Below are 14,633 nucleotides of genomic sequence, written 5' to 3'. Positions count from 1 at the left end.
GGGACTGATATCCGGTCCCTCTCGCAAATTGTTGGAAGGGGTGTTATTTCATCTTGAAAAAATACAGCGTCAAGCTTCTCGTCCTTTCTTTGCTGATCTTTTCACTTATTACTACGTCTTTCCCGGCTGTCCCGGCAGCCGCGGCGGCGCCTCAGGCGAATGATTTCGAAGCGCTACGCATGAGATGGTTCGATTATTTGACGGGCGGTTCGCAAATTGACCTTAATGATGCGGACATCCGCAATGCGGTTGAGGCGAATGTCCAAAAGGTAACAAACGACAGTCATACCGGGGTATGGGATACGCTCAATAAAGCGGCTGACCGTACCTATTTATGGGCGGATTATAACAGTACCACCGCTCCGAACCACATCACTTTGTCGTACAACCGCCTGAAGGATATGGCGATTGCCTTCGCAACTCCCGGTACATCGTTGTATCAGAATGAGGCTTTAAAGAACGATATTATCGCAGGCTTGGATTGGATGTATGAATATCGTTATAACGAAACGAAAAGCAGTTACGGCAACTGGTGGGAGTGGGAGATCGGCTCGCCGCTCTCATTAGCCGACATCATCACACTGATGTACGATCATTTAAGCCCAGAACAAATCGCGGGGTATACCCGCACGATTGACCGATTTTTACCTGATCCGACCAAAAGATTGATCGGCGCTCCAGGTCTGAAAGAGACGGGGGCCAATCTTTTGGATAAATCACTGGCTGTTCTGCTGCGGGGCGTACTCGATCAGAACGAGACGAAAATCGTGCAGGCGCGCAATGCAATCGGTTCCGCCTTCCCGTATGTGACCAGCGGGGATGGATTTTATGAAGATGGTTCGTTCATTCAGCATAATAATATTGCGTATACCGGCAGCTACGGTAGCGTACTGTTAGGGGATATCTCAAAGCTGCTGACGGTCTTAAGCGGCTCTTCGTGGCCGATCGAGGATCCTAACTTTGATCATGTATGGGATTGGGTTACCCATTCATTTGAACCGGTTATTTATGATGGTCACATTATGGAAATGGTCAGCGGCAGAGCGGTCTCCCGCTACAATAACAACACCCGGGGAGCAGTATGGACGATCCTGCGATTGGCGCAATACGCTCCACCGGAACAAGCTGCCTACTATAAGAGCATGGTCAAGGATTGGGTCGTTTCTGATAAGACGATGCCGAACATGTACGAAGGTATGCAAATTCGAGACATCGTTTTGTTTAAAAAGCTGATGAGCGACACTTCGATCGTTCCCCGAGGAGACTTGATTTCGCATCGCCAATTTTCTGCAATGGATCGGATCGTTCATTCGCGGCCGGGCTACACTCTTGGCATTAGCATGTCCTCTTCCCGCATTGCCAACTTCGAGGGAATGAATGGCGAACATTCAAGAGGCTGGTATACCGGTGATGGGATGACGTATTTATATAATCACGATTCGGGGCAGTTCCGTGATGCGTTCTGGCCGACGGTTGATTCCCACCGGATGCCGGGTACGACGTCCGACGGCATGGAGCGCTCGATGATCAAAACGACGGGGAAAACTTGGGTCGGCGGTTCATCTATGGACAATCTGTACGGGATCGCAGGGATGGATCTGGCTCCGCCCGGAAGCAAATTGACCGGCAAGAAGTCGTGGTTTATGTTCGACAATGAAATCGTCGCGCTGGGAGCGGGCATCACTACGCCCGACGAGCGGAAGGACGGACGCCAAGTCGAAACGATTGTAGAGAACCGGATGATTAATGCGGCTGGCTCCAATTCATTGACCGTAAACGGTCAAGCGATGCCAAGCCAGCTGGGCTGGTCCGATGAACTAAAGGGAGTGAACTGGGCACATCTGGCGGGTACGGCGGATGGAGCCGATATTGGCTACTATTTCCCGGAGAGTAGTGATATTCATGCATTACGCGAATCTAGAACCGGTTCTTGGAAAGACATTAACACGTCGGGTCCTGCTGATCTGATTACGCGCAATTATGTCAGCTTGGCTGTAGAGCATGGGAAGAAGCCGACGGACGCTGCGTATTCCTATGTGCTGCTGCCGACGTTATCGGCAGATGCGACAAGAGCGTACAGTGAGAATCCGGACATTCGCATCCTGAGCAATACGGCGCAAATGCAGGCGGTGGAAGATACAAAGCTTGGCTTGACAGGCATCAACTTTTGGCAGACGGGCGAATTGGGCCGCGTGCGCGCTTATCAACCTGCTTCCGTGATGGTAAAGGAGCAAGGTGATGAATTGACCGTATCCGTGTCCGATCCGACGCAAACGCAATCGAAGGTGAAAGTGGAGGTTGCCGCAGAAGCGCTTGAGGAGTTAGCCAAGGATCCGACTGTGACCGTATTACGGACATCTCCTTCAGTTCAACTGGAGATTGCCACAGGAGGGACAAAAGGCCGCAGCCATGTCGTGAAGTTCAGAGTCAATTCCGGAGCGGAAACAGAGCTTCCCGAAGAAGGCGCGCTTGAGCCGGACGATTCGGCCAAAATTCGCATTAACGTATCTGAAGACACGTTTGTGAACGGAGGCAGCGAAGAGAATACAAACTTCGGAACGAGAGGCTTTCTCAATATCCGTAACGGAAGCGGGAACTATGACCGCCGCGTATTCCTGAAGTTTGATCTTCCGCAAATTTCCGACGATATTGAACGGGCCGTGCTTCACGTCTACGGCAAAACGAATGATAATAATGGAACTCAATCCGACATCGGCGTGTTCGCGGTCCATGACGACAGTTGGAAGGAAGACACGATCACCTATAAAAATAAGCCGGACGCAGACGAACAAATCGATTTGACAACGATGGCGTCGCCGGATCAATGGTGGACATTCAATGTAACGCCATTCGTACAAACTAAACTGCAGGACAACAAAACGGTAAGCGTAGCCCTGCAGCAAATCGGCCGCAATTTGCATGCGGAAATCCGCAGTCGTAAAAATGAAAGCGGAAAATACCAAGCTTACCTGGATATTCTTCTTAAAGATACGACAGCGCCGACGACAAACGTTCAAATGGAAGGAGGCGGCGAGACGGAAGGGGAACATTATAAAGAAGTCGTTCTTCACTTCTCTGCGAAGGATAACCCTAACGGCTGGGGCTTACTGCGTACGGAATACCGGATCGGCGGGGGCAAGTGGAAAACGGTGAAAGACGGTAAAGTGGTTATTCAAGAGCAGGGCGTTCATACGATTGAATACCGCTCCGTCGATAAAGCGGGCAATGTGGAAGATACGCAAAGTATTGTCGTTTCAATTACACAGCCGACGGTTGGAATTGGTGGACCTAATGTAGTGACGGGCGGCGAACCGTTGACTGTCAATTACGGAATCAAATCGGCCGTAAAGGATATGTATGCACATGACCTGACTCTGCAATACGATGCGAATTTGTTGACGTTCGTCTCCGCCGAATCGCTGCAGGAAGGGGTAGCCATTCTGGACACTCGGAATGATTCCGGGCAGCTGCGGCTCATTCTCGCCGGCAAAGGCCAGCCGTTACAAGGCAATCAAGATTTGATCAAGTTGACTTTTGACACGAATAAGGTTGAAAAGACAACGGAAAGCAGCATCGATATCGTCGGGGCGCGGATCGGAGATGTTCGAGGCGATGAGGTAGAGGCGGTTTCCAATCCTTTCAAGTACACATTGAAAGCAAATGCTGAAGAATCAGGCGAACCGGGCGAACCCGGCGAACCTAGTGAACCTGGTGAACCTGGCGGACCTGGTGAACCTAGCGAACCGGGGAGACCTAGCGAGCCCGGTCAGCCACAACAGCCGGGTCACGGCTCAGAGATTAGCGGCGGTTCAAGCAGCACGTCTGGTTCTAATGCAAGCGAAGTAAATAAGGCAAAATTAAGCGATTTGGAGCAGCTCGCCAAGCTTCTTGGTCTTAACAAAACTAGCGTAGAGTGGGAGCAGATCAAAGCGCTCGATGTTAACGGTGACGGTAAAATTGACGTGATCGATCTGGCCACGATTGCCCGGAAAATTGCTGGTTCGAGCGATACTCCTAAACGTAATTCCCCCCAAGGTCCGGAATCTTTCCATCTCAGTGCGAAATCAGGAAGCTGGAAGGAAGGGGATACCGTTAAACTGACTTTGACAGGGAAAAACGTACGGGATTTATACGCTTATGAAGTGAAATTGAGCTTTGACCCTGAATATTTAGAATTCACCGGAGCTGCTTCGGCATTGGACGGTTTTACCGTTTCACCGATTGTGAAGGACGGAGTGATTAAGTTCCTTCATACAATGACGGGCGATATTGCTGGGAAAGAGGGCGATATTGAAATTAGCGGTTTTACGTTTAAGGTGAAAAAGACTGGAGAAACCGAAGTTCGCTTAGATGCGATGATCACAGTCGATCACAAGCTTTCTGCGCAAGACATTGCTGTCGGCAAGTCCGTACAAATCGGTAAACCTGAGGATCAGACAGCCGTAGTTTTCAGCGATATTCAAGGACACTGGTCTCAAGCAAAAATTGAGGCTGCGGCTCAAAAAGGATTGATTAAAGGGTATGCGGACGGAACATTCGCTCCCGACAAGCCAATCACTCGCGCCGAGTTTACAGCTTTACTCTCAAGAGGACTCGATTTGCGTGAAGAAACCAAGCTTGCATTCGCGGATGCGGACCGTCTTCCGCAGTGGGCGGCATCGGATATTGCCAAGGGAATTCATCAAGGATTCATTACCGGCTACGCCGACAATACCTTCCGTCCGAATCAAGCAATAACTCGCATGGAACTTGCAACGATGGCCGCTAAAGCGCGGGGTCTTACTAACGGTTCGCAAACCGGGCTGACCTTTGCTGATGCCGGCGAAATTCCGGTATGGGCTAGAGGCTGGATCTCCTCCGCCGTGAACGAAGGTCTTCTCCAAGGACGCGGCAATCATCGCTTTGCTCCAACGGCGCAGGCAACGCGCGCAGAGGCGGTAACCGTTTTGCTCAACGTACTTCAAGCTCAATCTTCCAAATAAGAACACAAAGCTCACAATAAACGTCCCAGCCAAAGATCAGAGATATCTAAGGCTGGGGCGTTTTTGTTAACATGGGTTGGAGTGAGTTGCTCGAGAGTCTGGCGCCCATAGTGTGGTAGGCTCTTTTTTCAGTTTCCTCAAATTTACATATGGTGTATATTGGGTAAAATGGCGGAACTGCAAATCCAATCACGTTGCATATTTAATGAAAGCTTCTCAAGGAGGCCTGTATGAAGACAACTATCTATATGGTTAGGCATGGAGAATCACCATACACTGAAGGAGATGAAAGGACAAGAGGGCTTACGCCAAAAGGAAAGGCCGATATTGAAAAAGCAACCCAGATACTTATAGGTGAAGGAATAGACATGATTATATCTAGTCCTTATACTCGAGCAATTCTGAGTGTTGAGGGTTTGGCAACTCACTTAAACATAGATATTAATATATTTGAAGATCTTAGAGAGCGGCATTTTGCAGCTGATATTATTGAAAATGCTGAGTTAATGTCTAGTATCAGAGAGAGTTTTAATGACCCTGATTATACCTTGCCGGGTGGAGAGTCAAATGCTGATTGTCAGAAGAGAGCCATCGCAGTTCTAAAACCCATACTGAAAGAGCATAAAGGGAGGAAGATAGCAGTCGGGACTCATGGTCTTGTAATGACTTTGATGATGAATCATTTTGATCCAGCTTATGGCTTAGAATTTTTGAATCAATTAAAGAAACCGGATATTTATAAAATGCTATTTGAAGACTTAGAATTAAAAGAAGTAACAAGATTGTGGAATGATTAGATTTTATAAGGCTTACCGAAGAGGACTGTGACATCACATAATAGAGTATTCACGCTGCGGGGGACAAGCCCCCTTCGTCTGCCCGAAGCAATTTCCTATAATGAGGTTGGATAACGGATGCTTGGAAAAATAGATTAATTGGATGGGAGCTATATGAAAATAAAAATCTCAATTGCGGTTGTTGTTTTGTTGTTTACCTCCTTTGTGTATTACCTCTATACTGAAATGAACGGTTTGCCGTGGAAGCATGCTGAAGTAAAGCGAAATGCAATCGTATATATGAAACAAAAATACAATATGGATGTTGCTGCAGCAGGGAGTTCTTATAATTTTAAATTCAAAGTATACACAGCGAAAGTATATAATGTGAAGGATGCGAGTAAAGCCATAATTCATGTGGAGGATGATGTGAACTTCGACGACTATGGCAGTTTTGTTGGGAAGCAATTACAAGATGACTATTCGCTAGTATATTGGTCCGCACATATTCGGGATCGTCTTCAAAAAAAATATCATGATCTATTCAAACATCAGGATATCGATACGATTCAGATTGAATACACCTATTACACATTATCGCTTGAAAGAGGACTCAGCGGTGATAAGGATCAACATGGAGTGCTTATTCCAGCAAAGCCTAAGTATGCTCCAGAATTGAAAATACAATTGAAGACGATTGATTTCGGTGATCATCTGTTGGAACAATTGCGTCAGGTGATTAATGATATGGTGAACACCTCCCAATCCATGAATGTATTCGTAAGGGCTGCTGATGGTAAGGAGAAACAGCCAAACGGGATGTCCAAGACCGCTATTCTTTCTATTGAACATGATAAACTAAAAACCTTTCAATCTATTGAAGAATTGAAAAAAGAGATAAAGCGTTGGTAACGAGTGAAAGATAGCATATGTTCGTATTTTAAAACTCACAAAGTTCTAGTTGTTATACGGAGATGATTTGAAAAGGTAGAACGAGATGAATAGAAGGCAAACTTACATGATAGATTGCAACAAAGATTAGCAATGAGGTTGAATTCAGATAATTCGAAGAAGGCAGTAACATCAGTTAACACCATATCTACGCTGGGAAGCAGAGAAGTGGATTCATCGAACAATCCTGCGAGGCTAAGTCCGTCGGACCCGGTCGCTGGTGCTCCCTTAAGCCTTTCGGGTTCGTAGATACGAGAAGGCTATACGAAAGATCGGCAATTAATTGATTTGTAATAAGCAGAGTGCTTACTCACGGAGCATTCAACATACTGGGAGAAAAACATGAAAAAGAAAACTAGGTTACTTTTAATAATAATATCTGCTTTGTTTATCTATCTTATAATCTTTCCACTGCCATCTCCTGAATTAGCGGTCAGAAGCTATGTCTTTGTTTCAAATCCAATCAAGGCAATAACATCGAAGGTTCATGAAGGAAAAATAAAGAATGATCCTATGTATGGAGATTTATATATTATTAATGAAATAGAAAAGTCATTTATTTATGTAAAGAAAAATTCTATAGGCTGGTACGTAACTACAAGTGGCACTGGACCATAAAATATTATTAAAGCAAGCATATTAAAACGAATTAATCAAATATCTAATAAAGCAAATTATGAAAGTTTATCTAGGAAGGCCGATCCTTCGTATAACTCCGTATTCACACTGCGTGCTGACGCTCCATGGTCTGCCCGAGGCATTCCGGAGATGTAGACCCTATTCGTAGTGAAGACAATGATTACTTTATTGAGAACTGGGGATTCTTCACAGAAGACTTTTTACAAATAGTTAAACTGAAAATCAACAATGGGAAATGGTACATTCCTGAAAGAGAAGAGATATTAATGGGCATTACCGTTTGCAACTTGTTGATGGGAATTGGAATGAAATTAAAAGAATTTCTTCTAAAGATCGTTTTTTAATAAAAGTGCCTAAGATAAGAGCTATCTAAGGCCGGCTCGCGTCGTGAATGCAAGAACGTTAGACGACATTAATGCAAGGAGTAGTACAAACAAAAATTGTAGGAGGACAATTATGCCCTATAACCCCCAAATACATATTGGAACAAATGAAGAAGCCGGTTATGTAAGAAAAAAACTCATTGAATATAATTCAGAACATGTTCCAAATGGCATCTACGAAGAAATCACTCTATGTTTGAAGAACGATAACGGAGATATAATTGCAGGTCTTAATAGTGCAGTCTGTTGGAATTGGATGGAGATTGATATTCTATGGGTTGAAGAGAATAATCGAAAAAACGGACTTGGTAAAAGACTTTTAGCAGAAGCAGAAAAGATAGCGAGATCAAAAAAGTGTACATTTATTAAGTTGAATACATTCAGCTTTCAAGCTCCTGAGTTTTATAAGAAATATGGTTATAAAGAAATTGCAATTATTGAGAATGCTCCACTTGGAAGTAATCATTATTACTTTAAAAAGGACTTAATACTGTGAACCTAACCCCGTCAAAACCGCCTCGATCTGGTAGATGATACTGGCAGGGAAGCTGCATCAGCCGGACTCCTCCGACTTCGTTGGATATCGTGAATATAATAGATTTGCTTAACAGGGGCGTTGTTGTTATGAAAAACATTTTCAATCCATTGAATACAAATGAAATTCTAGACCGTATCGATCAATTACGTCCAGATTCACTTCCGAAATGGGGCAAAATTTCGGTAAACTTATTTCTGAAGAGTGGGGGAAATGCATTTACAAGCACCTAGATCATCATTTAAAACAGTTTGGCGTTTAGCTAATAATAATGAAGTGGCAGGTTTCCAAAGAAGGTGCTTGAATCCTATAACACCATATTCACGCGTTGGGTCATTCGGCTCTCGGTCCGGCAGAGAGATTTTTGAAATACATGCAACCGGACAACCCCGCACTGCTTAACCACATCTCGGCTGCTCCCTTTGGTCGCTTAAGCCAGTGAGGGTTCGTGAATTTCTGAACGTTCTTTGAAAGTTACGCCGAGATTGAGAAAATAGTTCAAAAAGAAAGATACATTAACTTTCGGGGGATTTCTATGGAGCAATGGGAAAGACTCATTGAAATAATGCTAGATGAAAGTGCTTCAGATGCAGAGCGGGATGATGCTGCGATGGATCTAAGTGAATATAGTCATGAAGCAGTTATCGAAGCATTAGTGATAACAATAAATGATGATTCGGCTGATGACATGATTAAAGCAAGCTGCGGAGAATCTCTTGCAATGATTTTTATACAGAAAAACAGATTTGAGGAACAGATTTATGAAGAATTGAAGGGCATAGCAAAAATAGAATTTGATGGATCTATCCACTCTCAAAAAAGAGAATGGGAAAAATACTTGGATACAGATTGATTTTGAGCACAGGGGATTACAATATGATGATTTTAATAGCTAGAACGATAGTAGAGGAAAAGATGGAGTGGTTACCAATGGATCTAGGAATGATTTCAGTTCCATTGGCTCTAGTGGGTATTTTTATTTTTGGGTTTCCTGACTGGGTTACTAAGATATGGACCTTCTCTATTTATAGAACGATGAAACCGAATTATGAATTTGAAGAGAACATCGAATATAAGAAACCTAAAAATTCTACTATTATAATAATAAAAATCATAGGAGCTATATTTATTATATTTGGAGTATATCTATTTTGGAATGCAGAAACATTTTATAATACATGGGTTAACAAGTATATAGAGGTGGATTCAGGGAGGTAATTACGTCATACACAACATATTCACACGGAGATACCAAAATTAATTATTGAAAACAAAGATTATTTATGGGAGCAATCTAATGAAAGAACAATAGATTTTTTGGTAGCTAATTCAATGATGTCTGACCACATCACCTAACAGTGACACACTGATTACCATGAGATAAGAGCTGTCTAAGGGAAATCAACACCGGGAATGTACCAACGTTAAGTGAAATCAATAAAAAACCTAATATTAAAGAAAATCGGAGAACTTTATGATAGTTACTTCAAGATGTAAACTAATGAAATTGGTTTCGGGAGATCTCGATGATGTTATACAAATTTATAAAGATCCTCTGGTAAGAAGATACTTAGGAGGAACCACAGACGATGAGTTACTTCTTAAGAATAAGTTTGAAGAGGTATTAAGTAAATCAAAGATACCAGAAGTTTATTTTTGGTGTGTTCGGTTAATCGAAAATGATCAATTTATTGGTTTAGTTTCGTTAGACCGTTATCATGACGGAAAGAACATCGAGTTATCTTATGAATTCCTTCCTCAACATTGGGGTAATGGGTATGCTACAGAAGTTGTAAGAAGAATGATTCATTATTCATTCACGGTAATAGATCTACCTAAGTTAGTGTCTGAAACTCAAATTGCCAATGCTTCATCCTGTAAGTTGCTAGAAAGGGTTGGCATGAAACTAGAGAATAGATTAATGAGCTTTGGAGCAGAGCAGGTTGTATATAGTATTGAAAGAGCCTGATAGTAATTTGAAAGGGATGCTGATATCGCATCATAGTATTCACGCTGTTGGGCGGCTATGCCGTCATAGTATTGCAAAAAGGGTTAGTGCATTAGGCACTAACCCTTTTTGTTTGTTTTTATTTAAATTTATTTATCTGCAGGCAAAAACGAATATTGATCGTGTACAAAATGATGGAGGTGTTGTACAACCTTTTAATAATGATTGAACGAGAGAAAAGAAACGTTAATTAAGATAACGAAAAGTTTTATAACGACCATGTATTTGGAAGTAATTCATAGAAGTGAGAGCATCACCTAACATAATATCTACGCTGCAGGCAACAAATATGGTTTCTCCTCAAAAAAGGATTTGAAGGATAAAAAGTACCACCATGACGATCCGTAATGTCGGCGGTAACAAACAGACGTACCCGAATGGCTTTCCAAGCTTCATTGCGTGCTAATGCAGAGCTGACATCCTGTTACTTGAAGGAGTTTCACCGAATCCTTTATTATGTTTATAACTCATAATTTTTTGTGGATAGGGGATTGATCTTATTATTATCAGAGAAGCAAGTAAAATAGACTACCCTGAGTTAAGACAAATATATCTTGAATCGCGTCGTAAGAGCTTTCACTGGGCGAACACAGAAGAATTGAATTTAAATGATTTTGATAAAGATACAACTGAAGAATATATACTATTAGCTGAGGAAAATTCGCGCATCCTTGGATTCGCATCTTTATATTTACCTGATCGTTTTATTCATAACTTATTTGTACACCCCGATTTTTGCGGTAAAGGGGTTGGTACTCAGTTAGTTAAGAATGCTATAGAAAAAATGGGTAAGCCAGTAAGATTAAAGTGTGTATCTGAAAATCATAAAGCATTGAGTTTCTATGAAAAAAGTGGATGGAAGAAAGTTGTTGAAGAAGGAAAGCCCGGGGAGAAGTATTGGGTCTTAATATATGAATAGTAAAAGTATGGAGGTCTTTAGTGGGGGAGGCGACAACAAGCCTTTGATATAGACACTATTCTAAAAGCCGGTTGCACTGATCTCAGAGTAATCGGCTTTAACTAAGGCTGGACGATGTTTCTGCGCAGATTGAACATGATTGTAAACTAAGGCAGATTCGTGAGGAAACAGATGAGGCATTTGAAGCTTTGTTCACTGGCAAGGACGGAGTACGGATGCCTGAATATGCAGAGTGGGAAAATCGTCATATTATAAGCATAGGGATACAGAATGAACTTCTGTACATGCAGGGGTTACGGGATGGCATTCAGCTCATAGTATCCATACTGGGTCCGTCGATGGGACTAGATGGCGAAAGCGAAAGTTCGAACCCATAAAGCGCAGTGAACTTGATCCTAAACTGAACAAAAACCGGCCGAAGCGATAGAACTACACGCTTCAACCGGTTTTTTTTGTAAGAAAGTAATAACCCAAAACATAAATGCAAAGCGAAATATTGATGATATCTTTCTTAGAGATAACTGATTTGATAAGAAGGAAAAAAGGACTTTGGTGGTATAATCAGGAAATAATGAAGATAGGAGCTGTCTATACCGGTGAGGGTACGTAAATAAGGGAACTTTAGGTGGCTAAATCCGCCGGACCCAGTCGTTGACGCTCCTTTAAGCCTTTTTGGGTTCTCAGATACAAGAACGTTAGCTGGAAGAGCTGCAGATATCATGATGAATGAGTAAAAAACAACTTCTTCATTGAAGGAACCAATGAGTAAAGTTTGCAAATCCTATTTGACTGAGGGAGAGATTATGAGAAGGAGAATAATTAGAGTTGCAATTTTTATTGTATTGGTAGGTATTTTTTATCTATATGAAGATAATAAAAGATCTTTTTCGACTCCATTAGAAGCTATTTATCATCAAACGGATAACAAGGAAGGGTTTACTGTAAAAAAAGTATTTGCCAGTTCAGAAGTGAATAATCGTGCGGATTATTTTTATATAACTAATTCGAATAATATTGTGGCGGTTCAATTATCTAAAGGATGGTTTGGTTGGAGATCTGGTTCCTTAAGTACTGGTAGTGGATTAAATATTAATGATGAAATTTCAGAACCAACTAATGGATATACTGGAAGTGGTGATTTGTTATTTGGATTAACGACTGAACAAGTCGATAGGTTTGAAGTTAATAACATACAGGCAAAATTAATACCTTTAGATTTATATATCGAAGGTGAAGAAACTAAGGGCAAGAAGCTATGGTATGTTCATATTAAGACTGATAACAGGGAAAGTATTGAAATACGTGCTTATGACAAATTGAATAAAGAACTATAAATATATATTATGTTGATCCTAAGAGGTAATAAAATGAAGGTCTCCAGTCCGATCTTGGTCTGCAAGAAGTGATTTCGACAGCCAAATCTTTTGATAGTAAACTAAGACTGAAAAATGAATGAATAACCAGGAACAGTGAGGACATGACGATGACAAAGAAGCTTTATTACGATTCCGTTTATACCCGGGAGTGGGAGACAAAAATCACGCGTAAACTGGAGCGGGAAGATGGAACATATATGGTAATGGAGGAGACGGCCTTTTATCCCCATGGTGGAGGGCAGCCATGTGATCTCGGATGGATCGATTCAATTCCGGTACTTGATGTGGTTCTGGAAGAAGGAGAAATTCTACATAAAGTTGAGCGTTTCCCTGAGAAGGAAAAGGTTAGCTGCCGGTTGGATTGGGGCAGAAGGTTTGACCATATGCAGCATCATAGCGGCCAGCATTTGCTGTCAGCTATATGTCTGGAAGTATGCGAGGCAGAGACGCTCAGCTTCCACCTTGGCCAGGATTACGCCACTATCGATATCGCTCGATCGGATATGCCTTTGGACCAGTGGATGATACTGGAACTCGAAGTCAATGATCAGATTTATCTTAACCGAAAGGTAACGAGTTATTTTGTGACACGAGATAAGGCTTCCAACCTCCCCCTGGTAAAGCAGCCGAAGGTAACTGACGATATTCGGATCGTTGAAATTGAAGGAGTCGAATATAACGCTTGCGGGGGCACTCATGTTTCTCAGACGGGTGAGATTGGAATGATCAAACTACTCAGAGCAGAGAAACAGAAGGGGCATATGCGCATCTATTTTAAATGCGGCTATCGTGCATTGAATGAATTTAATGCCGGCATCGAGATACTAAACAGCTTATCGGCCAAGTTTAATACCTCTAAAGAAGAGATTTTGGACCGAATTGCAAAATGGGATCAAGAGCAAAAGCAACTCCTGGCTGAATTAAACGCCGTGAAGGCCGAGAATGACGCTTACCTGGCAGAGAAGTTATTGGCGGATCGTCAAGGTAGCCTGATCAAGCATGTATTTGCGGACAAGCCTTTGAAGGATATGCAGAACCTGGCAGCCAAGCTCACCGACCAACGAGACGTTATCGTTCTCTTTGTATCGAGCGCGGACAGTAAGTTGCTCCTTGCCCAAGGGGGAGAGAGCGGCCCCGCTTGTGGAGCGTTCTTTAAACAGCATCTGGCCGATTATCGCGGCAAAGGCGGAGGTAATGACAAGATGGCCCAAGCCGGTTTTGCCAACGGAGAGGATGCCATGGCGTTCTATCATTTTACGGCACAGTCATTAGCACTGGTTGAAGGGGAATAAACAAACTTTAGGCAAAAAACATTCGAACTTCTTATCTGATACAGGTTTTTCATAGCGAGGTTACAAATGGGCGAGAGTTCATTATGTTTGGGGCTCAGCTTGGCATTGATGCAAGCTGAGCTTTGATGTATTTAACTCTATGGCGGGAAAATGTGAATCGCGTTAGCGTGAGGAGATCGACTGTACACGAGGAGATAAAACTATGATAAAAAACAAATTATTAAGAATGGACAATGTCGGCATCGTTGTAGAATCCCTTGATGACGCAATCTCATTCTTCGAGGAGATTGGCTTGAAACTCGAGGGGCGAGCCACTGTTGAAGGTGAATGGGCTGGTCGCGTGACCGGACTAGGTTCTCAGTGCGTAGAGATTGCTATGATGGTCACCCCGGATGGGCACAGCCGAATCGAACTTTCGAAATTTCTTACCCCACCTACTATATCCGATCACAGGACTGCTCCTGTAAACTCCCTCGGTTATCTACGCGTTATGTTTACAGTTCAAGACATTGACGAAATGGTATCCAGACTCACTAAATATGGTGCGGAGCTCGTAGGCGAAGTGGTTCAGTACGGGGACTCGTATCGGCTCTGTTACATTCGAGGAATCGAAGGACTTCTAATCGGATTGGCGGAACAACTCGGTAACAAATAAGTAGGTGACGAATTATAAAAAGCGCGAGATAGAAGTAAATGATTATATCGAGGTAGTTGAATAATGGAATAGGAACAAAACTGCTTATATGTGGACGAATATTCCAAAAGGAAAGGA

General features: G+C 42.7%; 12 protein-coding genes and 1 pseudogene. All 13 read left to right on the top strand.

Features of this window, described 5'->3' with window-relative positions; genetic code table 11:
- Nucleotides 1-53: 53 nt before the first annotated feature.
- The 13 genes and pseudogenes from ABEQ74_RS06955 to ABEQ74_RS06895 all read left to right on the top strand — a co-directional run bounded on the left by ABEQ74_RS06955 (nucleotide 54) and on the right by ABEQ74_RS06895 (nucleotide 14,516).
- Nucleotides 54-4,982 (top strand): polysaccharide lyase family 8 super-sandwich domain-containing protein, encoded by a 4,929-nt coding sequence (locus ABEQ74_RS06955; RefSeq protein ID WP_430120756.1) that lies wholly within the window; start codon nucleotides 54-56, stop codon nucleotides 4,980-4,982.
- A 230-nt stretch (nucleotides 4,983-5,212) separates the two neighbouring features.
- A complete protein-coding gene (locus ABEQ74_RS06950; RefSeq protein WP_430120754.1) occupies nucleotides 5,213-5,779 on the top strand; it encodes a histidine phosphatase family protein in 567 nt (188 codons plus the stop codon).
- A gap of 153 nt (nucleotides 5,780-5,932) precedes the next feature.
- On the top strand, nucleotides 5,933-6,670 hold the full coding sequence (locus ABEQ74_RS06945; protein ID WP_430120752.1) for a hypothetical protein: 738 nt from the start codon (nucleotides 5,933-5,935) through the stop codon (nucleotides 6,668-6,670).
- Nucleotides 6,671-7,051: 381 nt separating this feature from the next.
- Nucleotides 7,052-7,327 carry a hypothetical protein gene (locus ABEQ74_RS06940; protein ID WP_430120750.1) on the top strand — a complete coding sequence of 92 codons (276 nt, stop codon included), beginning with the start codon at nucleotides 7,052-7,054 and terminating at the stop codon, nucleotides 7,325-7,327.
- Nucleotides 7,328-7,804: 477 nt separating this feature from the next.
- On the top strand, nucleotides 7,805-8,227 hold the full coding sequence (locus tag ABEQ74_RS06935; RefSeq protein ID WP_430120748.1) for a GNAT family N-acetyltransferase: 423 nt from the start codon (nucleotides 7,805-7,807) through the stop codon (nucleotides 8,225-8,227).
- Nucleotides 8,228-8,447: 220 nt separating this feature from the next.
- Nucleotides 8,448-8,528 (top strand): annotated as a pseudogene (locus ABEQ74_RS06930) (DUF1569 domain-containing protein); the annotation flags it as partial.
- 273 nt (nucleotides 8,529-8,801) lie between these two features.
- On the top strand, nucleotides 8,802-9,119 hold the full coding sequence (locus ABEQ74_RS06925; protein ID WP_430120746.1) for a hypothetical protein: 318 nt from the start codon (nucleotides 8,802-8,804) through the stop codon (nucleotides 9,117-9,119).
- 23 nt (nucleotides 9,120-9,142) lie between these two features.
- Nucleotides 9,143-9,484: a hypothetical protein gene (locus tag ABEQ74_RS06920; protein ID WP_430120744.1), complete on the top strand. Its 342-nt coding sequence runs from the start codon at nucleotides 9,143-9,145 to the stop codon at nucleotides 9,482-9,484.
- A gap of 283 nt (nucleotides 9,485-9,767) precedes the next feature.
- On the top strand, nucleotides 9,768-10,235 hold the full coding sequence (locus tag ABEQ74_RS06915; RefSeq protein WP_430120742.1) for a GNAT family N-acetyltransferase: 468 nt from the start codon (nucleotides 9,768-9,770) through the stop codon (nucleotides 10,233-10,235).
- 538 nt (nucleotides 10,236-10,773) lie between these two features.
- Nucleotides 10,774-11,193, top strand: a complete 420-nt coding sequence (locus ABEQ74_RS06910) for an N-acetyltransferase family protein (RefSeq protein WP_430120959.1) — start codon at nucleotides 10,774-10,776, stop codon at nucleotides 11,191-11,193.
- Between the two features lie 803 nt (nucleotides 11,194-11,996).
- Entirely contained in the window at nucleotides 11,997-12,527 is a 531-nt protein-coding gene (locus tag ABEQ74_RS06905; RefSeq protein WP_430120740.1) for a hypothetical protein, read from the top strand.
- Nucleotides 12,528-12,676: 149 nt separating this feature from the next.
- Complete coding sequence (locus ABEQ74_RS06900; protein ID WP_430120738.1) at nucleotides 12,677-13,861, top strand: alanyl-tRNA editing protein; 1,185 nt, start codon at nucleotides 12,677-12,679, stop codon at nucleotides 13,859-13,861.
- A gap of 202 nt (nucleotides 13,862-14,063) precedes the next feature.
- Entirely contained in the window at nucleotides 14,064-14,516 is a 453-nt protein-coding gene (locus ABEQ74_RS06895) for a VOC family protein (protein ID WP_430120736.1), read from the top strand.
- Nucleotides 14,517-14,633 lie beyond the last annotated feature (117 nt).

This window comes from Paenibacillus solani (assembly GCF_050475945.1).
Taxonomy (GTDB): domain Bacteria; phylum Bacillota; class Bacilli; order Paenibacillales; family Paenibacillaceae; genus Paenibacillus_AQ; species Paenibacillus_AQ solani_A.
This window is presented reverse-complemented; position numbering and strand designations above follow the sequence as displayed.

What these genes read in the sequence shown, in the direction of transcription:
- ABEQ74_RS06950 (WP_430120754.1), top strand. Translation starts at nt 5,213, where the DNA reads ATGAAGACAACTATCTATATGGTTAGGCATGGAGAATCACCATACACT.
- ABEQ74_RS06945 (WP_430120752.1), top strand. Translation starts at nt 5,933, where the DNA reads ATGAAAATAAAAATCTCAATTGCGGTTGTTGTTTTGTTGTTTACCTCC.
- ABEQ74_RS06940 (WP_430120750.1), top strand. Translation starts at nt 7,052, where the DNA reads ATGAAAAAGAAAACTAGGTTACTTTTAATAATAATATCTGCTTTGTTT.
- ABEQ74_RS06935 (WP_430120748.1), top strand. Translation starts at nt 7,805, where the DNA reads ATGCCCTATAACCCCCAAATACATATTGGAACAAATGAAGAAGCCGGT.
- ABEQ74_RS06925 (WP_430120746.1), top strand. Translation starts at nt 8,802, where the DNA reads ATGGAGCAATGGGAAAGACTCATTGAAATAATGCTAGATGAAAGTGCT.
- ABEQ74_RS06920 (WP_430120744.1), top strand. Translation starts at nt 9,143, where the DNA reads ATGATGATTTTAATAGCTAGAACGATAGTAGAGGAAAAGATGGAGTGG.
- ABEQ74_RS06915 (WP_430120742.1), top strand. Translation starts at nt 9,768, where the DNA reads ATGAAATTGGTTTCGGGAGATCTCGATGATGTTATACAAATTTATAAA.
- ABEQ74_RS06905 (WP_430120740.1), top strand. Translation starts at nt 11,997, where the DNA reads ATGAGAAGGAGAATAATTAGAGTTGCAATTTTTATTGTATTGGTAGGT.
- ABEQ74_RS06900 (WP_430120738.1), top strand. Translation starts at nt 12,677, where the DNA reads ATGACAAAGAAGCTTTATTACGATTCCGTTTATACCCGGGAGTGGGAG.
- ABEQ74_RS06895 (WP_430120736.1), top strand. Translation starts at nt 14,064, where the DNA reads ATGATAAAAAACAAATTATTAAGAATGGACAATGTCGGCATCGTTGTA.